At 43.6% G+C, this 21913-nt stretch carries 23 protein-coding genes; 17 read left to right on the top strand and 6 right to left on the bottom strand.

Features of this window, described 5'->3' with window-relative positions; translation table 11 throughout:
* Positions 1-301: 301 nt before the first annotated feature.
* The 10 genes from aroA (at position 302) to FLM48_RS10820 (ending at position 10273) form a co-directional block, all read left to right on the top strand.
* A complete protein-coding gene (gene aroA / locus FLM48_RS10775; protein ID WP_179024637.1) occupies positions 302-1582 on the top strand; it encodes a 3-phosphoshikimate 1-carboxyvinyltransferase in 1281 nt (426 codons plus the stop codon).
* A gap of 191 nt (positions 1583-1773) precedes the next feature.
* Positions 1774-2463 carry a (d)CMP kinase gene (gene cmk, locus FLM48_RS10780; RefSeq protein ID WP_028772200.1) on the top strand — a complete coding sequence of 230 codons (690 nt, stop codon included), beginning with the start codon at positions 1774-1776 and terminating at the stop codon, positions 2461-2463.
* A 102-nt stretch (positions 2464-2565) separates the two neighbouring features.
* Entirely contained in the window at positions 2566-4233 is a 1668-nt protein-coding gene (rpsA, locus tag FLM48_RS10785) for a 30S ribosomal protein S1 (protein WP_028772201.1), read from the top strand.
* 72 nt (positions 4234-4305) lie between these two features.
* Entirely contained in the window at positions 4306-4593 is a 288-nt protein-coding gene (gene ihfB / locus FLM48_RS10790) for an integration host factor subunit beta (protein ID WP_028772202.1), read from the top strand.
* Between the two features lie 122 nt (positions 4594-4715).
* Positions 4716-5018: a LapA family protein gene (locus tag FLM48_RS10795; protein WP_028772203.1), complete on the top strand. Its 303-nt coding sequence runs from the start codon at positions 4716-4718 to the stop codon at positions 5016-5018.
* Positions 5018-6178 carry a lipopolysaccharide assembly protein LapB gene (gene lapB / locus FLM48_RS10800; RefSeq protein ID WP_179024638.1) on the top strand — a complete coding sequence of 387 codons (1161 nt, stop codon included), beginning with the start codon at positions 5018-5020 and terminating at the stop codon, positions 6176-6178. Before FLM48_RS10795 ends, lapB begins: the two co-directional genes overlap by 1 nt.
* A gap of 31 nt (positions 6179-6209) precedes the next feature.
* Entirely contained in the window at positions 6210-6905 is a 696-nt protein-coding gene (gene pyrF / locus FLM48_RS10805; RefSeq protein ID WP_179024639.1) for an orotidine-5'-phosphate decarboxylase, read from the top strand.
* Between the two features lie 61 nt (positions 6906-6966).
* The gene (locus FLM48_RS10810) at positions 6967-7770 is read left to right on the top strand and encodes an SDR family oxidoreductase (protein WP_179024640.1); all 804 of its coding nucleotides are present in this window, start codon (positions 6967-6969) and stop codon (positions 7768-7770) included.
* Positions 7771-7805: 35 nt separating this feature from the next.
* Positions 7806-8348 carry a DUF2058 domain-containing protein gene (locus FLM48_RS10815; RefSeq protein WP_179024641.1) on the top strand — a complete coding sequence of 181 codons (543 nt, stop codon included), beginning with the start codon at positions 7806-7808 and terminating at the stop codon, positions 8346-8348.
* Positions 8349-8515: 167 nt separating this feature from the next.
* A complete protein-coding gene (locus tag FLM48_RS10820; RefSeq protein WP_179024642.1) occupies positions 8516-10273 on the top strand; it encodes an acyl-CoA dehydrogenase in 1758 nt (585 codons plus the stop codon).
* A 55-nt stretch (positions 10274-10328) separates the two neighbouring features.
* Here the strand turns inward: FLM48_RS10820 and dacB are convergent, their stop codons facing one another.
* Positions 10329-11684, bottom strand: a complete 1356-nt coding sequence (dacB, locus tag FLM48_RS10825; RefSeq protein WP_256871117.1) for a D-alanyl-D-alanine carboxypeptidase/D-alanyl-D-alanine-endopeptidase — start codon at positions 11682-11684, stop codon at positions 10329-10331.
* 154 nt (positions 11685-11838) lie between these two features.
* Positions 11839-12015 carry a hypothetical protein gene (locus FLM48_RS10830; RefSeq protein WP_169732690.1) on the bottom strand — a complete coding sequence of 59 codons (177 nt, stop codon included), beginning with the start codon at positions 12013-12015 and terminating at the stop codon, positions 11839-11841.
* A 226-nt stretch (positions 12016-12241) separates the two neighbouring features.
* Between FLM48_RS10830 and FLM48_RS10835 the strand changes: the two genes are divergently transcribed.
* The 4 genes from FLM48_RS10835 to FLM48_RS10850 all read left to right on the top strand — a co-directional run bounded on the left by FLM48_RS10835 (position 12242) and on the right by FLM48_RS10850 (position 15235).
* Positions 12242-12574: a DUF1904 domain-containing protein gene (locus tag FLM48_RS10835; RefSeq protein WP_179024644.1), complete on the top strand. Its 333-nt coding sequence runs from the start codon at positions 12242-12244 to the stop codon at positions 12572-12574.
* Positions 12575-12585: 11 nt separating this feature from the next.
* Positions 12586-13899 (top strand): CDP-diacylglycerol--serine O-phosphatidyltransferase, encoded by a 1314-nt coding sequence (gene pssA, locus FLM48_RS10840; RefSeq protein WP_179024645.1) that lies wholly within the window; start codon positions 12586-12588, stop codon positions 13897-13899.
* Positions 13900-14007: 108 nt separating this feature from the next.
* Entirely contained in the window at positions 14008-14751 is a 744-nt protein-coding gene (locus FLM48_RS10845; RefSeq protein WP_179024646.1) for a tRNA-uridine aminocarboxypropyltransferase, read from the top strand.
* Between the two features lie 220 nt (positions 14752-14971).
* Positions 14972-15235: a hypothetical protein gene (locus FLM48_RS10850; RefSeq protein WP_179024647.1), complete on the top strand. Its 264-nt coding sequence runs from the start codon at positions 14972-14974 to the stop codon at positions 15233-15235.
* Positions 15236-15325: 90 nt separating this feature from the next.
* Here the strand turns inward: FLM48_RS10850 and hmgA are convergent, their stop codons facing one another.
* Positions 15326-16618, bottom strand: a complete 1293-nt coding sequence (gene hmgA / locus FLM48_RS10855) for a homogentisate 1,2-dioxygenase (RefSeq protein ID WP_179024648.1) — start codon at positions 16616-16618, stop codon at positions 15326-15328.
* Between the two features lie 223 nt (positions 16619-16841).
* Between hmgA and FLM48_RS10860 the strand changes: the two genes are divergently transcribed.
* Positions 16842-17327: a MarR family winged helix-turn-helix transcriptional regulator gene (locus FLM48_RS10860; protein ID WP_179024649.1), complete on the top strand. Its 486-nt coding sequence runs from the start codon at positions 16842-16844 to the stop codon at positions 17325-17327.
* A gap of 97 nt (positions 17328-17424) precedes the next feature.
* Here FLM48_RS10860 and FLM48_RS10865 read toward each other — a convergent pair whose 3' ends face one another.
* Together FLM48_RS10865 and FLM48_RS10870 are read right to left on the bottom strand one after the other, a co-directional pair.
* Positions 17425-17604 carry a hypothetical protein gene (locus tag FLM48_RS10865; RefSeq protein ID WP_028772216.1) on the bottom strand — a complete coding sequence of 60 codons (180 nt, stop codon included), beginning with the start codon at positions 17602-17604 and terminating at the stop codon, positions 17425-17427.
* A 190-nt stretch (positions 17605-17794) separates the two neighbouring features.
* A complete protein-coding gene (locus FLM48_RS10870) occupies positions 17795-19105 on the bottom strand; it encodes an amidohydrolase family protein (RefSeq protein WP_372847461.1) in 1311 nt (436 codons plus the stop codon).
* Positions 19106-19511: 406 nt separating this feature from the next.
* On the opposite strand from FLM48_RS10870, the gene FLM48_RS10875 reads away from it, so the two are divergent.
* Entirely contained in the window at positions 19512-19685 is a 174-nt protein-coding gene (locus FLM48_RS10875; protein ID WP_179024650.1) for a hypothetical protein, read from the top strand.
* Positions 19686-19720: 35 nt separating this feature from the next.
* Here the strand turns inward: FLM48_RS10875 and FLM48_RS10880 are convergent, their stop codons facing one another.
* Positions 19721-20869, bottom strand: coding sequence for a serine hydrolase (locus tag FLM48_RS10880; RefSeq protein ID WP_179024651.1), 1149 nt, complete (start codon positions 20867-20869; stop codon positions 19721-19723).
* A gap of 260 nt (positions 20870-21129) precedes the next feature.
* Between FLM48_RS10880 and FLM48_RS10885 the strand changes: the two genes are divergently transcribed.
* Entirely contained in the window at positions 21130-21681 is a 552-nt protein-coding gene (locus FLM48_RS10885; protein WP_179024652.1) for a GNAT family N-acetyltransferase, read from the top strand.
* The last annotated feature ends 232 nt before the right edge of the window (positions 21682-21913 follow it).

Genomic DNA, 21913 nt, shown 5'->3' on the forward strand with positions numbered 1-21913 from the left:
CACCTACCAGGGTAGATATCTGATCTAATAGATTGGCAATCTAGAGTTCCAACATTAAACAAATGACAATTTAGCCCTTAGATTTGGCCTTGAAATTCAGTTTTCGGATTAGAGTGAAATAAAAACACACAAAAGCAGGCCTATTTTGCAAAAAATGGTTGAATCCTGCGGCTCAATCAGTAATTTAATAACCACGAGGTTCAATGCTTGATTAGTCAGTATTTGAACAGCCCACCATTTTGTCGTGATGGTAATCTAAAAACTGCGAGCTCGGGTTCGCCATAAATCAAAGAAGTGATCAATGAAGCAATTACGACTAGAACCAATCAAACACGTTCAGGGCACCATTAATATCCCAGGCTCTAAAAGCATTTCAAATCGTGCATTACTACTGGCAACACTGGCCAGTGGCACAACAACACTGACTAATTTATTAGACTCAGATGATATTCGCTATATGTTAGCCTCGCTCAAACAACTTGGGGTTAAATTTAGTCTGTCTGAGAATAACACTGTATGTGAGCTTGAAGGCTTAGGGCGACCACTCACCACGACAGAAGCGCAAACCTTGTTTTTGGGTAACGCAGGCACCGCTATGCGTCCGTTGTGTGCGGCATTAGCACTGGGAGCGGGAGAGTTTACGTTAACCGGTGAACCTCGTATGGAAGAGCGCCCCATTGGCGATTTAGTCGATGCACTGAGAACCTTAGGCGCTGATATTACTTATTTAAAAAATGACGGTTTTCCGCCTTTAACCATTAATGCCACTGGGATTAATGGCGGTGATGTCGATATTGCCGGTGATCTATCCAGCCAATTTCTTACCGCTTTGTTGATGGTCACACCGCTAGCTAAAGGCCAAGTTAATATCAATATTACTGGTGAACTCGTCTCTAAACCTTATATCGATATTACCCTAGCGTTAATGGAACGTTTTGGCGTAAAGGTCATTAATCAAGACTACAAACGCTTTGAAATACCAGCAAATCAGCAGTATCAATCCCCAGGTACCGTATTAGTAGAAGGTGATGCATCTTCAGCATCTTATTTCTTAGCAGCAGGCGCTATTCAAGGCGGCGAAGTCAAAGTCACCGGCGTTGGGCTTAAGAGTATTCAAGGTGATGTTAAATTTGCCGATGTGTTAGAAAAAATGGGTGCACAGATCACCTGGGGCGATGACTATATTATTGCCAAAAAAGGGGAGTTGAACGCTATCGATTTAGATATGAATCATATTCCAGATGCGGCCATGACCATCGCCACGGCGGCAATGTTTGCCAAAGGCACGACGACCATGCGCAATATCTATAACTGGCGTATTAAAGAAACCGATCGACTGGCAGCGATGGCAACGGAGCTTCGTAAAGTGGGTGCTACCGTCGATGAAGGACATGATTACATCAGCATTACGCCACCGAGCGTGCCACATACTGCGGCCATTGATACCTATAACGATCACCGGATGGCGATGTGCTTTTCAATGATGGCGTTCGCAGATTGTGGCATAACCATTAACGATCCTGATTGCACTTCTAAGACTTTCCCAGACTATTTCACTCAATTTGCTAGCTTAGCAGAGTAAAATCCTAGATGTATCACTAGCGCCAGCCAATAGCTGGCGCTAGTTCCTGTTTGTTTCCTGAATCAATTTGTTTTCAAGAGTAAGTTTTTACCGCTTTATACTGTGAATTGGTATATAATGCGCGCGCTTATTTTTTCGTAGACTTATTAACGAATCTTTTAGGGATGATGGATTTTATTTTGGAGAATCATATGTCACAACGGGCTCCTATTGTCACAATCGACGGCCCTAGCGGTGCTGGGAAAGGTACCATTAGTCAGCTTTTGGCGGACCGTTTAGGATGGAAGCTTCTTGATAGTGGTGCAATTTATCGAGTATTGGCACTAGCCGCTTTACACCACAATGTCAGCGTTGAAAATGAAGAATCTTTAGCCTTACTGGCCGCGCACTTAGACGTGCAATTCATTACCAACAAAGATAATGGCATTAAAGTTGTCCTGGAGGGTGAAGATGTATCGAAAGCGATACGTAGCCAAGAGTGCTCTAATGCGGCGTCAAAAGTGGCCGCTTTTCCTCGAGTAAGAGAAGCGTTATTACGTCGCCAACGCGCGTTTAACGAAGCACCTGGCCTGATCGCAGATGGGCGAGATATGGGCACAGTGGTCTTCCCGAATACACCGGCCAAATTATATTTGACAGCTTCTGCTGAAGAAAGGGCGCAAAGACGCTATAATCAGTTGCAGGACAAGGGCTTCGATGTTAATATCGACCGTCTTTTGACCGAGATTAAAGAGCGAGATGACCGCGATATGAATCGCCCGGTTGCACCTTTAGTCCCAGCAGAGGATGCATTAGTTATTGATACCACGGGTGTGAGTATCGACGATGTATTGCACCAATGCTTGAGTCACATTGAAGATAAATTATCAAACCTTGCATAAATGTGTGAGGTTTTTTGCCATTCGCAACAAGGATGATGCGGATAACTATACTGACTCCACGTCTAGGATAGACCGTGGTTTATTACTTAAAGTAAATTAAACATGACTGAATCTTTTGCTGATCTATTTGAACAATCCCTTCAACAACTTGAGTTCCGTCCAGGTTCTATCGTTCGCGGCGTAGTAGTACGCATCGAAAACGGTACTGTACTTGTTGACGCTGGTCTTAAGTCTGAAAGCCCAATCCCAGCTGAACAGTTCAAAAACGCTCAAGGCGTACTTGAAATCGCTGTTGGCGACGAAGTTGACGTTGCGCTTGACTCTGTTGAAGATGGTTTCGGTGAGACTCAACTTTCTCGTGAGAAAGCTAAGCGTCACGAAGCTTGGATCGTTCTAGAAAAAGCTTACGAAGATGCTGAAACTGTAATCGGTATCATCAATGGTAAGGTTAAAGGCGGTTTCACCGTTGAATTAAACGGCATCCGTGCATTCCTACCAGGTTCTCTAGTTGACGTTCGCCCAGTTCGCGATACTGCTCACCTAGAAAACAAAGAACTAGAATTCAAGGTTATCAAGCTAGACCAGAAGCGTAACAACGTTGTTGTTTCTCGTCGTGCTGTTATCGAATCTGAAAGCAGTGCAGAGCGTGATGCTCTTCTTGAAAACCTACAAGAAGGTCAATCAGTTAAAGGTATCGTTAAGAACCTTACTGACTACGGTGCATTCGTAGACCTAGGTGGCGTTGACGGTCTTCTACATATCACTGATATGGCTTGGAAGCGCGTTAAGCACCCATCAGAAATCGTTAATGTTGGTGACGAAATCAACGTTAAAGTACTTAAGTATGACCGTGAGCGCACTCGTGTTTCACTAGGTCTTAAGCAACTTGGCGAAGATCCATGGTTAGAAATCAGCAAGCGCTACCCAGAAAACACTAAGTTAACTGGTCGCGTAACTAACCTAACTGACTACGGTTGTTTCGTTGAAATCGAAGAAGGCGTTGAAGGTCTTGTTCACGTTTCTGAAATGGATTGGACTAACAAGAACATCCACCCATCTAAGGTTGTTAACCTAGGTGACGAAGTAGAAGTTCTTGTATTAGATATCGACGAAGAACGTCGTCGTATCTCTCTAGGTCTTAAGCAATGTAAAGTTAACCCATGGGATGACTTCGCAGAGCGCTTCCAAAAAGGCGACAAGGTTTCTGGTAAGATCAAGTCAATCACTGACTTCGGTATCTTCATCGGTCTTGACGGCGGCATCGACGGTCTAGTTCACCTTTCAGACATTTCTTGGAACGGTACTGGCGAAGAAGCTGTTGCTGAATACAAGAAAGGCGACGAAATCTCTGCAGTAGTACTTTCAGTAGACCCTGAGCGTGAGCGTATCAGCCTAGGTGTTAAGCAAACTGAAGACGATCCTTTCAATGCATACCTTGCAGATAAGAAGAAAGGTGCTATCGTAAACGGTACTGTTACTGCAGTTGATGCTAAAGGTGTAACTATTGAGCTAGCAGAAACCGTAGAAGGTTATCTACGTGTTGCTGATATCTCACGTGAGCGCATCGAAGACGCTTCTACTGTATACTCAGTAGGTGACGCTGTTGAATCTAAGTTCATGGGCGTTGATCGCAAGAACCGTACTATCAGCCTATCTATCCGTGCGAAAGATGAAGCTGATGAGAAGGAAGCGATGGCTAACTTGAACAAGCAAGATGACGTTGCAATGAGCAATGCCATGGCTGAAGCGTTCAAAGCAGCTCGTAAGTAAATCGCCTGAAGTTCGGGGGTGCTTGCACCCCTGTTAGGTGACTGTGTTTGGCTTGATAATAGAGGGTATAGGATGACAAAATCCGAACTGATCGAAAAACTTGCCACTAGGCAGTCGCAGCTGTCGGCAAAAGAAGTAGAAAGTGCAATTAAAGAGATGTTGGAGCAAATGGCTCAAACATTAGAAGGCGGTGATCGCATTGAGATCCGTGGCTTTGGTAGCTTTTCTCTTCATTATCGTGCACCGCGTACTGGTCGTAATCCTAAAACTGGGACTTCAGTTGAATTGGATGGCAAGTATGTACCGCACTTTAAGCCTGGCAAGGAACTGCGCGAACGCGTTGATCTCGTCAACTCGTAAATGAGTTTGTTTTAAAAGCCTCCAACTGGAGGCTTTTTTGTGCCTATCTTTTAGGTAACGCTGGCTAGTTAGGTGAAATTCTTAGATAATTGGCGTCTATGACCGAGTAAATGGAGAACAAGGTGAAGTCTTTTATTGTAACCATATTAGTCGCGCTGTTTTTTGTATTAGCACTGATATTCGGTGCGCGTAATGAACAAGTGGTAACCATCAGTTACTTTGTCGCTCAAGGCGAGTATCGTCTTCCTGTCGTGTTAGCCGTGGTTTTTCTTGCCGGATTTTTAGTAAGCTGGCTATTTGCTATCTACCATATTACTCGTATGCGCCTCACGGTTAGGGCGTTAAAAAAAGAAAATCAATTACTTCAAGGTAAACAACCGCCTGTCGAAACCGCGGTTTCGGTTGCCAAGGACGCTAACGCTTAATGTTAGAGATTTTATTTTTGCTTTTGCCCATCGCAGCCGGCTACGGTTGGTATATGGGGCGGCGTAGCGTTCGCCATAAGCAAAAAACTCAGCGCAAGCAGATGAGCCGTGATTATTTTACTGGCCTTAACTTTCTGCTTTCTAATGAATCTGACAAAGCAGTTGATCTATTTATTTCGATGTTAGATGTCGATGACGATACCATTGATACCCATCTCTCTTTAGGCTCACTATTTCGTAAACGCGGTGAAGTCGACCGCTCGATCCGCATTCATCAAAACCTCATTGCCCGCCCAAGTTTAACCACAGAGCAACGCGACATTGCGATGATGGAGTTAGGTAAAGACTATCTTGCAGCGGGTTTTTATGACCGCGCCGAAGAAATATTTATTAATCTAGTTGAGCAAGACGATCACAGCGAGGAAGCAGAAGATCAGCTTATCGCTATCTATCAAGTCACAAAAGAGTGGCAAAAAGCACTTGGCATTATTAAAAAGCTTAAGCGTAAGCGCCAGCAGACGCTAAAACACCTTAGTGCGCATCTTTGCTGCGAATTAGCAGCTGAACAATCCGATAAGACGGAATCTTTAGCACTGTTTCAACGGGCGTTAAAGTTCGATAATCAATGTTGCCGGGCATTAATTGCTGCTGCCCAGTGTTATTTAGATGCCAAAGAGTATGCCAAAGCAAATGAATGTTTGCAGCGGATTATTGATGCAGATATCGCGTTTTTCCCTGAAGCGCTCAATATTGCCAAACAAACCTTTAAGGCGTTGGGAGATACCCAAGGCTATGAAGACTTGCTGCGTCAAGCGCTGTCCCAAGGGGGCGGGGCAAGTGTGGCTATTACCCTGGCGCAACACATGATTGAGCTCGGTGAAATAAAAGAGGCCGAACAATTGGTGTTAGATGGATTATACCGTCACCCAACGATGAAAAGTTTCCAGCATTTGATGAAAATGCATCTGCAACAAGCGGAAGATGGCCAAGCAAAAGAGAGTTTGACCATGTTAGAAAAGCTTGTTGAACAACAGATTAAGTTCCGCCCAGGTTACCGCTGTATAGAGTGTGGATTCCCATCCCATCGGCTCTATTGGCACTGTCCGTCTTGTAAAAATTGGGGCAGTATTAAGCGCCTGCGCGGCTTAGATGGTGAGTAACGATAACAACGCAAAGCAATTGGAGAACATAATGAGTAATAAACCTATCATTGTCGCTTTAGATTATGACAACAAAGATACCGCTTTGCAGCTTATCGACCAGCTTGACCCAAGTATGTGTCGATTGAAAATCGGCAAAGAGATGTTTACTTTATTTGGTCCGCAATTAGTCAAAGATATTCACAGTCGAGATTTTGATCTGTTTCTTGATCTAAAGTTTCATGATATCCCTAACACCGTCGCTAAAGCGGTAAGCGCAGCGGCCGAACTTGGCGTATGGATGACCAACGTCCATGCAAGCGGCGGCTTGGCAATGATGGAAGCAGCCAGTAAAGCACTACAAAACTATGGCGATGATGCGCCGATGCTGATTGCCGTGACTGTGCTGACATCTATGAGCGATCAAGACTTAGCGCTGCTCGGTATTGATGTCAGTGCTGCCGACCACGTCAAGCGATTAGCCGGGCTAACTCAGCAGGCTGGTTTGGATGGCATCGTCTGCTCAGCGCAAGAGGCTCAAATGCTTAAGCATCAATTTGGACAAGATTTTAAATTAATCACGCCAGGTATTCGACCAGTTGGGGCAGATCAAGGTGACCAGCACCGTGTGATGACCCCAGCCAAAGCGCTAAGCGCAGGCTCAGATTACTTAGTAATTGGCCGACCAATAACCAAAGCAGACAAACCTTTAGAAGCGCTAACGGCTATCTACCAATCGATAAAATAAGTTGACTAATCAGTCAAACCTTTTAGGTTGGACGCTTAACTGAAATACGGTCGGAGTAACTATGTTTGATTACCAAGGCAAGAACGTTGTTGTAATTGGTGGTACAAGCGGCATCAATTTACAAATAGCTAAGTCCTTTGCAGCACAAGGCGCTAATGTGGCCGTAGCAAGTCGTAGCCAAGATAAAGTCGATGCAGCAGTCAGCGCGCTTAACAGTGTTAACCAAAGTGGTGTTCACTTAGGAGTGAGTTTCGATGTTCGTGACGTTGATGCGGTAGCCCAAGGTTTTACTAAGATTGTTGAACAGTTTAAAAATATTGATGTATTAGTTAGCGGTGCAGCTGGTAACTTTCCTGCAACTGCGGCGAAGCTCTCTGAAAATGGTTTTAAATCTGTTGTTGATATCGACTTACTGGGCAGTTTCCATGTAATGAAGCAAGCTCATCAATATCTCACTCGGCCTGGGGTCATTATTCAGATTAGTGCACCGCAAGCATATATTGCCATGCCAATGCAAAGTCATGTCAGTGCAGCAAAAGCCGGCGTGGATATGCTGACTAGGAGCTTAGCACTGGAGTGGGGCGCTGAAGGGATTAGAGTTAATTCCATTGTCCCTGGCCCAATTGCCGATACAGAAGGATTTAATCGCCTAGCACCGAGTGAAGCTTTGCAACAGCGGGTCGCACAGAGTGTACCTTTGCAACGTAATGGCGCTTGTCAAGATATCGCCAATGTAGCGCTATTTTTGGCATCGCCAATGGCAAGTTATGTCACTGGCACAGTCATTCCTGTGGATGGTGGTTGGTCATTGGGCGGCGCCAGTATGGCAATGGCTGAGCTAGGCAGGTTGGCACAGCAACAATAACCGGTTTTAAAAAGTAAATAATAGCGAGATGTAAAATGGCTAACCCATTTCAAGAACAACTGCTCAAAGCAGGCCTTGTCAGTAAGCAAAAAGTGCAAAAGGCTAAAACGCAAAAGCGTAGAGACAGAAAAGCAAAAGTTGATGACGGCAGTGACGCATTAAAAGCTGAGATAGCAGAGAAGAAACGTCTGCAAGCAGAAAAAGATAAAGCGCTTAATACTGAACGTTTTAATCAAGCTAACGAAAAAGGGTTAGTGCGTGGTTTAGTCACTGAGTTTACTCGCTTAGCAATTAAGCCGCCGCAGTCTGCGGAGATAAAGTTTAACTACACGTTAAATAATAAAATTTTTGCGGTTTATGTTGATGATAAATTGCAGAACCAGTTGCTTAACGGCCAGTTAGGTATTGTTCGTCATGATGATACGAGTTACCTAGTGCCGCATAAGTTAGCAGAAAGGGTTAACTTGTTAGTACCGGATTGGTGTGGCTATCTTTGGCAGGCAACCGATAGTACGACTCAGGTGGAAGAGGACGACCCTTATGCTGATTATGTTATCCCAGATGACTTAATGTGGTAATGGTTACCGCCATATAGCCCTAAGCGCAAGCTTGGGGCTTTTTTTTGCTTAGGCTTTACCGATTAGCATCACAGATTAACGGTGAATAGGTTAAAAAAAGGTTTGCTTTAACCTTAGAGTACGTTAAATTAAAACAACTGTTTTAATCCCATGTTTGAGAGAGTCGAATGAACCCATACCAAGCTCCACTGACTGAAATGCGCTTTTTATTAGAAAAGGTGTTTGACGCACCAGCCACTTGGGCGCAAACGCCAGCTTTAGCTGAAGCCGTCGACCTTGATACTGCAAGTGCTATTTTGGAAGAAGCTGACAAAATCAGCCGAGAGCTAATTCATCCTATAAATAGAGAAGGGGATGAGCAAGGTGTGCGCTTTGAAGATGCTAAGGTGATCACACCCGATGGCTATAAACAAGCCTATGATCAGTATGCTGAAGGGGGTTGGGTTGGTCTATGTGGCGATCCTGAGTATGGCGGAATGGGTATGCCTAAAATGCTTGGCGTACTTGTAGATGAAATGGCTTATAGTGCATGTAACGCCTTTACCTTGTATGGCTCACTCACCGCTGGTGCTGCACTGGCGATCAATGCCCACGCGACAGCAGAGTTAAAAGAAAAATACTTGCCCAATTTGTACAGTGGCCAATGGGCCGGTGCTATGGATATGACAGAGCCTCAAGCGGGTTCCGATTTACGTAATATCCGCACTAAAGCCACGCCTAACGACGATGGCAGTTACCATATCACAGGTAGCAAGATATTTATTACCGGCGGTGATCATGATTTAACCGAAAACGTTATCCACCTGGTGTTGGCAAAACTGCCGGATACCAACGGTATTAGCCTGTTCTTAGTGCCTAAATACAAAGTCGATGACAATGGTAATATCGGCGCAGCCAATGGCGTGACTGTAGGCTCAATTGAGCACAAAATGGGCCTTAAAGGTTCTGCTACCTGTGTGATGAACTTTGACGCAGCCGAAGGCTATTTGGTCGGTAAGCCTAACCGCGGCTTAGTGTGTATGTTCACTATGATGAATTACGAACGCTTGGCAATTGGCATTCAGGGTTTAGGCACCTCGCAAGCAGCGTATCAAATGGCTGCCGATTATGCCAAAGAGCGGGTACAAGGTATTGCAGCCGGCGGCTCTCCCACTGGCGCGACGAGCGATCCGATTATCGTCCATGGTGATGTTCGCCGTATGCTGTTAACCATTCGTGCGCTAACTGATGCTGGGCGAGCTTTGTCAGTGTTTACCGGTAAACAACTGGACTTAGCTAAGCATGGAGAAGGTGAGGTAAAAGCCAAAGCTGCTCGCTACGTTGGCCTACTGACGCCGGTGGCAAAAGCCTTTTTGAGTGACCGAGGATTAGATGCGGCAATCATGGCACAGCAAGTGTTTGGTGGCCATGGCTATATTCGCGAAACAGGCATTGAGCAATTGGTCCGTGATACACGAATTGCGCAAATTTACGAAGGCACCAATGGCATTCAAGCAATTGACTTCCTGGGCCGTAAAACCACAGGCGATAGCCTAGCAGCTTTGACTGAATTTAGCGAAGAGTGTCTATCGACATTGCAGCAATTACAATCAGTTAGCGATAAAGACAAATTGGCACTCAGTCAACGTTTTGATGCCTTACTTTCAACAGCTAAATATATCAACACCAACAAATTAAGCTCTCCGGCACTGATCAATGCCTGTGCTGTGGATTTCCTCGATGCATTTGGCTACCTCATCTATGGCTATTACAGTGTGTTACTAGCCGATAGAGCCGTAGGCCACGAAGACCAACAATTTGCCGATATCAAGTTGGCGGTAGCCAAGTTCTATATGGATAAATTACTGCCTAAAGTAGACTATCATCTTGCTCAAGTGGATGCAGGTGATAGGGCGATTATGCAGGTCGACCAAGATTTATTCTGATAGACATTGGTTTTAATGAAAAGCCACAGCATAAAGTGCTGTGGCTTTTTTTGTCCTATTGATTGCTAGGCGGTTGGCTTCTATCGAGCAAACTTTGCAAAAACAACGCATTGAAAGGTGCTAATTGTTGTTCTTTCTCATTAGGACTTAAACCATTTTCAAGTATGACAAACAGGGTATCGGCGAAGCGCTCTGTATGAATAAAGCCCGCCAAATTATCCACCCCTTGCATTGAGCCCGTTTTGGCGGCAACAGCGCCAGCTAGGGGTGTTTGCGTGTACAGCGATCTATATCTCAACGTACCACTCTTACCCGATACCGGTAAAAGCTCACGTAAGTATTTGAATTTTGGTTCTGTATGGATCAGCGTTAAAACTTGCGCTAATTGATTAGCCGTTATTAGGTTGTAACGTGACAAGCCTGAACCATCGGCGATTTGCGCGTGTTTAATGTCGACACCTAGATCGGTTAGAGCCGATGCCATCGCTTGGGCGCCATTATTGAAATTTCCATGACGTTGGTAAAAATGTTGCCCAAGTTGCTTAAACAGACTGTCAGCGATGAGGTTATCAGAATCTTCCAACATCGTTTTTAGTAGTGCGGTTAATTTTTGCGAGCGATGTTCAGCAATCAGGAACAGGTCAGCTGGCGAGCGCTCTATTACGTAAACACCTTTCGCCACTGAAATTTGACTGTGGCTCAGTAGGCTAGATAAGGTTTTTTGCGCGTATAGTCCGGGATCCGATACCGCAATCGCCAGAGGTAATGTTTTGTTGTCCGCATGGCAACCACTGATGTGGTAATGATTCTCAGGCAAGCGTTTTAGATCTAAATGGCAAAATGTTTTGTCGCGGGTTTTATCAAATGTAGCGGACGTTGTAATCACTGCTGGTAGATAGTTAGGGTACACGACTCTGCTTTGCTTACTGGCCAGCTTGGGCTTTAACTGTGCCTTGATACAGTTTTGGTTTATTACAAAGTCAGAGACAGGCGCCGCATAACAGATCCCAAGGTCGTCCCACACCCAACCGTTTGCTTGGGTTTGGCTACTGTTATTGCCGACAAGATAAACTGCGCCATCAACATGTTCAACGCCATGTTGTTTAAGTTGTAATAGTAAACTGCGGATCTCATCACTGGATAGGGTCGGATCGCCGCTGAACTCTATGAACAGATCGCCCTGTAAATGCCCGTGAACGATTGGGCTAGCCGCTTTAAGCTGAGTTTGGAAACTAAAATCCGGGCCTAGTAGATAACTTGCAGTGACTGCGGTTAACAATTTTTGAGTACTGGCAGGTAACATCAGCGTATCGGCGTTCTGTTCAAAAATCAGCTTGCCGCTAGCCAAGTCTGTTGCTGTTATGGCGATTTGTGAATGGGGCGGTTGAATAACCTTTAGCACATTAGCCATGTAATCTGCGGCCACCGCACTCTGTGAGGCGCCCCAAAGTATTGCTAATGTTGTTAGCCGTTTTAGCATGGGTAGTAATTATGACGGTATGATGCCAAGCATTATGTCGAGCCTAGCGATTAAGTTCAAACCCTATACCTGAGTAAATAGTGTTTTATTGAGGATCGCTTGGTTCATCCTTTTCCATAAGGCGATATAGTTTGATGGTCACAAAGGTCACTAAGCCAAAAAATAGTGGTAACACCAATAATCCAAGTTCAGCTTTAAAGTGAAAAATTAACCAAGCCGCGAGCAGGGTACCAGCAAGAGTAAGTAGCAGTTTTATATTCATTAGGGTAAGGCAAGTATCTAAGTTTCTATATTGCTAATCTAACAGGTATAGCCTGCGGTTAACGTGAGGATGTTAGAATTTTCAAACAAAATTATTCGCTCTTGTTCAATTGGTTACAATTAAGTCAAATTGATGGGCACTGTTAACCAATTTAACAGAAAAACCTTGCCCAATCGCCGTTAAATCGGTAGTTTCTTAAGCCTTATAAAGAAAGCACGGGATTGCTATGCCACACATACGGATGAGAGGGCTACCAGAACATATAGTCGCTCAGCTAAGTCAGACCTTATTAGAAGATTTAGCCAGTGTTACCCAGATAAAACCTGACGCTTTTACGTTAGATTGGGTGCCAAGTATCAGTTACCGTGGCGGGAATATTGACATATCAGTCGTACAGGTCGAAGTCCTGTGGTTTCCAAAAGCACCCGAAATCCAAGACGAAGTAGAGCGAACGATTCGCAAACAATTATTGGCTGTCTACAGCCAGGCTACTCATATTGCCATTTTGTTTACCGCACTTGAACCACGCGGTTACTATCGTAATGGGACCCATTTTTAAAGGAGGATACCTTGCTGGATAAGCTTGGTGGAATAGCATTATCACCTGACGCTTTACGCTGGTTACACACCCCAGAAAAGCTTAAGTCAGAGTTGATCTCGCAAATCAATGCAGCAAAGCATTCTATTTATATTGCGGCACTTTATTTAGAAGATGATGAAGCGGGTAGAGAAGTTTTAAAGGCCCTCATCGATGCCAAAAACCGTAATCCGCAGTTAGACGTAAAAGTACTGGTAGATTTTCATCGTGCTAGACGCGGCCTGATCGGTCATAAAGGCGATAGTGGCAACTACTTAATGTACCGTAAAGCGAATGCAGAGACCGAGAACCCTATCGATATTTTAGGTGTACCGGTTAAGTCTCGCGAATTTATGGGCGTGTTGCACTTAAAAGGTTTTGTGATTGATGACACAGTGATCTATAGCGGTGCCAGCATTAACGACATCTATCTGCATCAAAATGAAAAATATCGTTTTGATCGTTATCATGTCATTGAATCGGCTGAACTTGCTAGAAGTATGCGGCAGATGATCAAAACCTATTTGGTTGACGATATTGCCGTTTGCTCTTTATCACAAGATAAAGACTGTGAAACGTTACCAGAGAAAAATGATGTTCGCAGCTTAAAGCTACGTTTAGGTAAAGCGCAATACAAATTCGAATCAACCAGTATTGGTAACCGTGTCACACCCATTGTGGGTCTTGGGCGTAAGAAGAACAAACTCAATAAGTTAGTGGTTGATATGGTATCGCAATCACGTCAACACTTATTTATTTGCACTCCTTATTTTAATCCGCCTTACATTTTAGCAAGAGCACTCGCTAAGCATTTACGAGACGGTAAGCGTATTGATATTGTGGTAGGCGATAAAACCTCGAATGACTTTTATATTCCACCAGAAGAAGAGTTTTCTACTATTGGTGCTTTGCCTTATATGTATGAGCAATCGCTACGTAAATTCGCTAAAAGGCAGCAATGGGCAATTGAAAGTGGCCAGCTTAATATACATTTGTGGAAACATGGCCGAAATAGCTATCATTTAAAAGGGATTAGTGCTGACAGCAAGCAGCATCTAATCACCGGGAGTAACCTCAACCCTCGCGCGTGGGCACTAGATTTAGAAAACGGCCTATTATTGCAAGATGAATGCGGTGCCTGGAAAGACAGTTTTGAGCAAGAGCAGCAACATATACTCGAGCATACTGAACGTTTGTACCATTATAGTCAGATAGAGACGTTAACCACCTATCCGGCACCAGTTCGCAAAATCATGACCCGAATCCGGCGTTTAAAAGCCGATTTCTTGCTCCGCAGGATCCTATAGTTGCAATTTAATAAGGTGGTAAAGGGAATCCTTTGCCACCTTATCGATTCAAGCATCGTATACTTAACAACACACCGCCATCTAACGTTCTTATCAATCGGAATCTCTATGTCGCTGCCGCAACACGCTGTGCATCGTTTGTACCAATATCGAAAAGCCATATCCAGTCGCCCTTACATGGCGCGGGGTAAGAACTTAGTGCGTTGTGAGCTTTGTCTATTGGCGCAAAAGTTCTGTACCTGTCACGCTAGAAAGGTGCTTGATTCAAAGGTCAGTTTTTTACTGATTATGTACGACGATGAAGTGCTTAAACCCAGTAACTCAGGCCGCTTAATCGCAGACTTAATCGAAGATACCCATGCCTATATTTGGTCCCGAACCCATGTGAATCGTAAAGTGCTGCAATTGCTTAGCGATCCGCAATACCAACCCTATCTGATATTTCCCAGTGAATATGCCGAGAAAGGCCAACTGGTCTTAACTGAAATTCAGCCCCATGCTGATTCAGATAAAAGGCCGCTGTTTGTTTTACTTGATGGAAGTTGGCGCGAGGCAATTAAAATGTTTCGTAAGTCGCCTTATCTTCATCAGCTTCCTATGCTTTCATTTACGCCAGAATCCGTGGCAACCTATGGGTTACGTAAAGGCAGTCGCGACTTTCAGCTCGGGACCGCTGAAGTGGCCAGCTTAGCACTGGGGGCAGCAGGAGAGGTTAACAATTTACAGGCCCTTAGTGCGTGGTTTGACTTATTTATTCAATCGTCTCTATTTAGCCGCAGCCGTAAGAGTACTCACGACACATCGATATTAGATGAGTTAGAGCAGCAATTTGTCGTTAGCGCCCGGCAGTAGACACACCAACCACATAGTGACAATCTCTTTAGAATCGGTAGCTCGCGTGATGATTGATATAAAATGTACATGGCTTGTTGTAGCGCTCGGTGCCTAGGTTCAGTGATCAATTTACCAGAACAGCACTAGACAATAAGTTGGCAAAATACTGCAGTAGTGGTTATATTGAATAGAACAGCCATTTAATTTGCATAACTAGTGATGCTAAGGAGCGATGAGCGTGATACTAAAACCACTCAAGCATGCTTTTAAGCGTCCATTAAACCGATGGTCTTATGTGATAGGTCTGGTGATACTAACCCATAGCGTGTCCGTATCAATTAATAGCGATAAGCTAGATCATCGCCTGTCCAATAAGTCCGAGGCAGCAGGCAAACTAGAAATAGCCGCATTCAATCGCTATCAAGTCAGTAAAGTCTGTAAAGAGAATCGTTGGGAATTTTGCCAAACCTGGCGAGATTACCGTTACCGCCTCGTGGCTTAGCCAAACAGCTTCAACTTAATGTCGACATTTAAGACGGTAAGCGTGACAAAAAGGGGCTATCAGCCCCTTTTGTCGTTTTAGACCTTTCTATTAAGCCTTAAACAGTTTACGTATTCCTTGCCAACAGTCGCTGTAATTAGGCTGGCGGGTTTCACCATTAAGCGCATAGTGAGTAGGCTCGATAATATAACGAGACTCAAACATAAAGGCGAGGGTGTTTTCATATCGCTGTGGGGCCAACTCAGCATTAGAGGCTTTATCAAATACTTCGGCTTCAGGACCATGAGGTGACATGCAATTGTGTAAACTAGCACCTCCTGGCACAAATCCATGCTCCTTCGCATCATATACACCTTCAATGAGTCCCATAAACTCACTCATCATATTTCTATGATAGTAGGGCGGTCTGAACGTGTTCTCTGCAACCATCCATCGCGGCGGAAAAATAACAAAATCGATATTTGCTACACCTGGTGTACCAGACGGCGAGGTTAAAACGGTGAATATCGATGGATCAGGATGATCGAAACTGACGGTATTCATCACATTAAAACGGGAAAGGTCATACTTGTAAGGTGCGCTGTTTCCTGTCCAAGCCACAACATCCAACGGTGAGTGGTTCAAATCACAACGAAATAGATTACCAGCAAATTTTGTTACTAGTTCAAAGTTACCCTCACGATCTTCAAAAGCCGCAACTGGGTATTGGAAGTCTCTATCATTAGCATAACCATTAGCGCCAACGGGTCCACGTTCAGCTAAAACGTAGGGGTGACCATAATTTTCACAAATATAACCACGTGCATGTTCGCTTAATAGTTCAACTGAAAACTTAATTCCTCTTGGAATTACCGCTATTTCGCCTTTTGATAGTGACAGTTTACCGCATTCGGTGTGAAGAATGAGCTCGCCTAGTTCTGGGACGAATAACAGCTCGCCATCGGCATTACAAAAATAGCGATCTGTCATAGAGCGATTAGCAGCGTAAATATGGATACCAATCCCGGCTTGCCCAGTTACGCTACCATTAGCAGCCATCGTCACTAGCCCATCAACAAAATCTGTATTTTCAGTAGGTAAGGGAACAGGATCCCAACGCAACATGGTAGGCGGTGGGGTCGCTTCCGTAATTGGCGCGCTGCGAAGTAAACCATTATCTATTTGCTGATATTCTCCCTGTACCACAGATGGACGGATTCGATAGAACCAGTTACGACGATTATCCGCTCTTGGGGCTGTAAAGGCGGTAACATTAAATTGTTCAGCATATAAATCGTATTTGACCTTTTGCGGACTAAACTGACCAATTGGTAGTGCTCCAGGCAGTGCTTCGGTTTCAAACTCATTGCCAAAGCCTGTCATGTATTCGATATTGCCTGCCATTGCCTCATCCTCTTATGCCGTTACAGTGCTAATTGTTTGTGTTATGCTTTAAAACTACTCTCACGTGAGAATAGATTCAAGTCAGAGCCGACAAAAACAACAGGAAATAGGCCCTAGCGGCTGGCAAGATATACGCCCACAGTGGCAGCTAAACTTTACAAACGCCTTTGCAGACAACGAATGCTTTCGATGCGCTTAAGTAAACAACGAGAATAGACAATTTATGGATAACAATCTCCCACCGCTTAGCGCTGCAAACATCCAACTGTCTTTGGCAGAGTTTCTGCCTTATAAACTAGCAAAATTAAGCCATCAGATAAGTGATAGCCTAGCTAAGCAATATCAACAACAATTTGGCTTATCGGTGCCGGAGTGGCGAATATTGGTGCATGTGGCCGATATGGCAGCCCGCACAAGTAGTTATGTCAGTGGTAAACAGATCACTCAAGCAGCATCTTTAGACAAGTCTACCGCGTCTAGGGCGGTACAATCGCTTGTGAACAAAGCTTATTTGATAAAACATCGAGATCCGGCCGATAAACGTTCGGCGCTGCTATCATTAACAATAGAAGGGGAAAGGCTGGTACAAACCATTATGCCGCTAGCCATAGAATGGCAACAAGCATTACTGCAAGAACTAAGCTCGAAGCAATTGGAAGATTTTAATCAAGTGTTAGATATCCTGAGCCGGAAACTCAATGATATCTAACATTCATTAGCCATGTAACGCTATTACTTTTTGGGTGTCGCCATTACCAATACAACGGCACACACGATAATTGTTCCAATCACAATAATACTATTCATTACTTACCTCGTTGAAAGATTTGTTTTAAAGCTAAATAGCTTCCAACAGCAATAATCGCTGTAGGAATCAAAATAATGGAGATATTAAATAACAGCTTAGTAAGCGGGATCAGCATATAAGTCGTGACGGTAAATGCTAAAACTGTTGCCACCACGATTAACAAAATGTTTTGCTTCATAACCCACTGACACTCCGACTGAAGACATACTGTTTAGTAGTGGTTATTATCACAAGAGAGGCTTAGTTGGGGCTTAATTGAATATTGAAAATGATAGAAACTTAGTTACTACCCTACAAACCTGGTTAGCAAATTGAATGCTAACCAGGCTGTTTGAGTTAAGTGGTTAAAGGACGAAATTGTGTAACCATTACTGATTTTTATAGACTTTGCCGTCTTTCATTACAAAGCTGACACTTTCTAGTAAAGCAATATTGGAGATAGGGTTGCCATCGACAGCAATGATATCTGCGAGAAAACCCGCTTTGATTTGACCTAGATTGTCCTGTTGCAATAGTGCCGCACTGTTGATTGTAGCTGATTGCAGCGCCTGCATTGGAGTCATGCCAAACTTAACCATTCTGGAGAACTGTTTACCGTTATCACCGTGAGGGTAAATAGCAGCGTCTGATCCAAATACCATATTGGCGCCTGCATTGACCGCTAACCGAAAACTCTCTCGCTGTGCTTTGGAGACTAACTTCTCTTTATTAATATTCTCTTCTGGTACGCCGTTCGCTGCACCAAAAGCCAATGTATACTCGGTATTATAGATATCACAGGACAAGTAGGTGCCAGCTTTGAGCGCCATATTGATGGCTTCATCATCCATAAAACTGCAATGTTCTATGCTATCTACCCCCGCTTTAATAGACGCTTTTATGCCATTGGTACCATGGGCATGGGAAGCAACTGTTAAGCCACGCATATGCGCTTCATCTACGGCAGATTTAATCTCTTCGTAGGTTAACTGTTGTACGCCAACTTTCGTGCCCTTAGAAAACACACCACCCGTTGCACATACTTTAATGGCATTGGCGCCATATTTAATATTTTCTCTCACTTTTGCCCGCACAGCCCAAGGCCCGTCTGCTACACCTTTTGCTTTCTGGGCTTTTTCAGGTGCTGAAAAATTGTCATCACAATGACCGCCGGTAATACTGATAGAATGGCCAGTTGCCCATATTCGTGGTCCGGCTATCTCACCAGCATTAATTCCATCTCGTACACCAATAACGGCATAACCTGACGCGCCAAGGTTTCTCACTGTGGTAAACCCAGCCATTAAGGTTTTGTTGGCATTTTTTACAGCTTTAACAGTTTGTCTAGGTAGTGAGTACTCTCTAGAGGCTAGAAAGTTATCCTCAGCATCTCCGGTCAAATGCACATGCATATCCATCACACCGGGGATCAATGTTTTGCCTGACAAATCGATAACTTCAGCATGGTCAGTTATAGGTTTACCTTTATAACTCTCTATCTTAGTAATGGTATTACCATCGATATAAACCGCGACATCGTCTATTACCTTGCCCGCTTTAACATCTACATAGGCGTCTGCAATAAGTACCTTATGTTGGGCTTCTGCGGCTAAGGTTTGTGGGCTAATAAAAACAGTATAAAAGGTCATTATTGAGGTGAACTGCATCAACTTGCGCAGCGATAGTGGTGGCTTAACCATCTTAGTGGTTTCCTTATTGTAATTGTTAAAACTTGTAAGGCAGTCAATATGCTACGTTAGCATCACTTGCTTACCAAGAGCAATTAGCAACTAAGGAACAGTAGGGGAAGTAGTTAATAAGCGAAATAATATTTTGCGATGAAAATGATCCTTTTGAACCGCACCCACGTAATGCATTCTGAAACAGACATTGTTTCACCATCGTCTACTAAGCAAACTTCACCAGTTTGCTTAGTACATCACCTGCCTTGATGAACTTTACCTTTAAGTTTATCCCTCTGTTGAAAGGGTACACCCATTTAGTACCCTTTCATTTTTTTAACGCTTTCGGGTTATTGTATATACAGTGGTTTGCGCTAAGTTGATGGGGTGCGGTAAGCACAAAAATTAAAAAGGAACTTTAAAAATGAAAAAAACGCACTTAGTCGCGCTTGCATTCGGGATCAGTGTTGGATTGTCCAACTTTGCTATCGCGATTGATACGGCTTGTTTTTATGATTGCCATGACACTTATCGCGAATGTGGTAACACACAATATTGTGGTGAGCAATTTCAAGCTTGCAAAGCGCGCTGTCGTTAAACATCAAGCAAAATTATATGGGTGATATTTTACTATCACCCTTTATGACTCTTTTCATATTGCTCAAATACGTCCGACCAAAACTGGGAACCGAGTTCCGCAATGACCCGAGACTCCCCGTTGAGCAGTATCGCCATACCAACATTGAGCTCAGGTGAATAAGCCACTTCAGCAACGTATCCGGCGACCCAACCAGCGTGATAAATAAGCTCTTTACCATTGAAGTCATACACGCGCCAGCCTTTGCCATAATGCGCGTTATTTAAATGTTCTCGCCAATCTCTACGGCGTAATTCTTTTCGGGTACGGACCCCAGGTTCCGTAATATCTGACAGAAGTATTGGGCTAAGTACATCAGGTCTATTCCCCATGTTTGCCATAAGCCATTTAGAGATATCGCTGATGCTGGCATTAACACCTGCTGCCGGTGCCAACTGATAGTAGTTTGGCTTTACGGTCACTTGCCTAAACCCTGATTTGGTTTTGACATGAGGTTCAGCGCGATTTTTGGTGGTAAGAAAGTTATCGATTCCTAAAGAGGCACTGGTCATTTTTAATGGCGTAAAGATGCGCTCATTGATTAATGTTTCATAGGATTTACCCGTTGTCTCTTCAATAGGCTCTTGGATAAGTGAAAAAGCAATATTTTGATAGCTATAGCACTTTCCGGGCGTACACATTGGGGTTAATTTAGAAAACTTGGGGATTATCTTTTCCAACTTACCATTGGCATTAATGATGTTGTCGTAACTATTGGGCATTAAGCCGGTACTTTGACCAATCACATGGCCTAAGTTAATGTCTTTGCCTGCAGTGGGTCCGGCGAGTGTAAAGTCAGGTACATACTTATTGACCGGCTCTTCCCAGGAAAACTTACCTTCTTGTACCAGCATAGTTGCTAGGGTACCCGCAAATGTTTTAGATACGGATGCTAATCTAAAAACCGTGTCAGCGTTAACATTAAGATCACCGCCTTTTTTGCGCTTGCCGTAGGTACTCAGTTTGATGATCTTATCGTCTTTAACAATAACAAAAGCCCCACCAGGAACATTATTGGCTTTAAGCTGTTTATGAAATTCGGTTTTGAATCGATCACTGATACCTGTGTAGGTCGTTGCCTCGGAAAACTGAGGTACAGCAGCTAACGTTAGACCAACTATTGATATTATTGACTTTAATGACATGAAAATACCGTACTGATTAGGCGCAGTGCACCCTTATTCTTATCTTATTATGCTAAATCATCTGCTAGACAAACTGCAGATGTGATAAATATATCTGCAACCGGCAACTATCTTAACCAAGTCACTTTAAGGATGTAAGCGCTATTTTAATAATTCCTTAATCTGGGCATAATACGTCGATTTTGTCGCCAGTTTTTGTCATTTTATCGACTTTATTGCACATAGGCTCGGCGAATACTTTGGCTCGAAAGGAGGGAATTATGCCAACAATCAACAAACAGACGTTGCATTATCGACTGCTTGATGACAGTGATGCTTTGCTGATGTATGACTTAGACAGTAACCCCAATGTGATGCACTATATTACCGGTGGACGTACTTCTACTATGGATGATATCACACAGTTGATGCTACCAAGGTTAAATGCATATCGTAATGCAGATAAAGGCTGGGGGTTATGGGGCGTATTTACAAAGTTAGAAAAACAAAGAGACAGTTTTCTTGGCTGGATATTAATAAGGCCCATGCACTTTTTTGGCCCAAAGCCGAATTTTAATAGTTTAGAAATTGGCTGGCGGTTTAAAGAGTCATGTTGGGGCAAAGGAATAGCGACTCAAGCGGCTAAACACACTCTAAATAATTTATGTTGTATGCAAGATATAACCACTATCAGTGCAATCGCTGAGCCAGATAATCTGGGTTCTATTAATATAATGGCCAAATTAGGTATGGAGTTTGATAGCTATCAACAAGAACAAGGACCATTTGACGGAAAACCAGTTAAAGTAGTCTTATATTCTAAGTCGATTTGATTGAATGTTAATATTGGCGACTATTCAATTTTGTGAAAGCAAATGGTTTTATTACACCTGATAGCGCTTACATTAACAAATAACACTTATTGATGATAAACTGTCAATTTTAACGATACTAAAGTATTACCAATGTAAGCTGTCAAACTTTAAATCCTTGATCATTGCCTCTTATAGCTTTGGCGGTATTCACTGTTATCATGCAGTTTTATAGTGATTACCGACATATGCA

Origin of the sequence: Shewanella sp. Scap07 (assembly GCF_013394145.1) — a bacterium.
Taxonomy (GTDB): Bacteria; Pseudomonadota; Gammaproteobacteria; order Enterobacterales; family Shewanellaceae; genus Shewanella; species Shewanella waksmanii.

Bases quoted from the DNA above. Each gene is read 5' to 3' on its own strand.
- aroA (WP_179024637.1), top strand. From the start codon at position 302: ATGAAGCAATTACGACTAGAACCAATCAAACACGTTCAGGGCACCATT.
- cmk (WP_028772200.1), top strand. From the start codon at position 1,774: ATGTCACAACGGGCTCCTATTGTCACAATCGACGGCCCTAGCGGTGCT.
- rpsA (WP_028772201.1), top strand. From the start codon at position 2,566: ATGACTGAATCTTTTGCTGATCTATTTGAACAATCCCTTCAACAACTT.
- ihfB (WP_028772202.1), top strand. From the start codon at position 4,306: ATGACAAAATCCGAACTGATCGAAAAACTTGCCACTAGGCAGTCGCAG.
- lapB (WP_179024638.1), top strand. From the start codon at position 5,018: ATGTTAGAGATTTTATTTTTGCTTTTGCCCATCGCAGCCGGCTACGGT.
- pyrF (WP_179024639.1), top strand. From the start codon at position 6,210: ATGAGTAATAAACCTATCATTGTCGCTTTAGATTATGACAACAAAGAT.
- FLM48_RS10810 (WP_179024640.1), top strand. From the start codon at position 6,967: ATGTTTGATTACCAAGGCAAGAACGTTGTTGTAATTGGTGGTACAAGC.
- FLM48_RS10815 (WP_179024641.1), top strand. From the start codon at position 7,806: ATGGCTAACCCATTTCAAGAACAACTGCTCAAAGCAGGCCTTGTCAGT.
- FLM48_RS10820 (WP_179024642.1), top strand. From the start codon at position 8,516: ATGAACCCATACCAAGCTCCACTGACTGAAATGCGCTTTTTATTAGAA.
- dacB (WP_256871117.1), bottom strand. From the start codon at position 11,684: ATGGCTAATGTGCTAAAGGTTATTCAACCGCCCCATTCACAAATCGCC.
- FLM48_RS10830 (WP_169732690.1), bottom strand. From the start codon at position 12,015: ATGAATATAAAACTGCTACTTACTCTTGCTGGTACCCTGCTCGCGGCT.
- FLM48_RS10835 (WP_179024644.1), top strand. From the start codon at position 12,242: ATGCCACACATACGGATGAGAGGGCTACCAGAACATATAGTCGCTCAG.
- FLM48_RS10845 (WP_179024646.1), top strand. From the start codon at position 14,008: ATGTCGCTGCCGCAACACGCTGTGCATCGTTTGTACCAATATCGAAAA.
- hmgA (WP_179024648.1), bottom strand. From the start codon at position 16,618: ATGGCAGGCAATATCGAATACATGACAGGCTTTGGCAATGAGTTTGAA.
- FLM48_RS10860 (WP_179024649.1), top strand. From the start codon at position 16,842: ATGGATAACAATCTCCCACCGCTTAGCGCTGCAAACATCCAACTGTCT.
- FLM48_RS10865 (WP_028772216.1), bottom strand. From the start codon at position 17,604: ATGAAGCAAAACATTTTGTTAATCGTGGTGGCAACAGTTTTAGCATTT.
- FLM48_RS10870 (WP_372847461.1), bottom strand. From the start codon at position 19,105: ATGGTTAAGCCACCACTATCGCTGCGCAAGTTGATGCAGTTCACCTCA.
- FLM48_RS10875 (WP_179024650.1), top strand. From the start codon at position 19,512: ATGAAAAAAACGCACTTAGTCGCGCTTGCATTCGGGATCAGTGTTGGA.
- FLM48_RS10880 (WP_179024651.1), bottom strand. From the start codon at position 20,869: ATGTCATTAAAGTCAATAATATCAATAGTTGGTCTAACGTTAGCTGCT.
- FLM48_RS10885 (WP_179024652.1), top strand. From the start codon at position 21,130: ATGCCAACAATCAACAAACAGACGTTGCATTATCGACTGCTTGATGAC.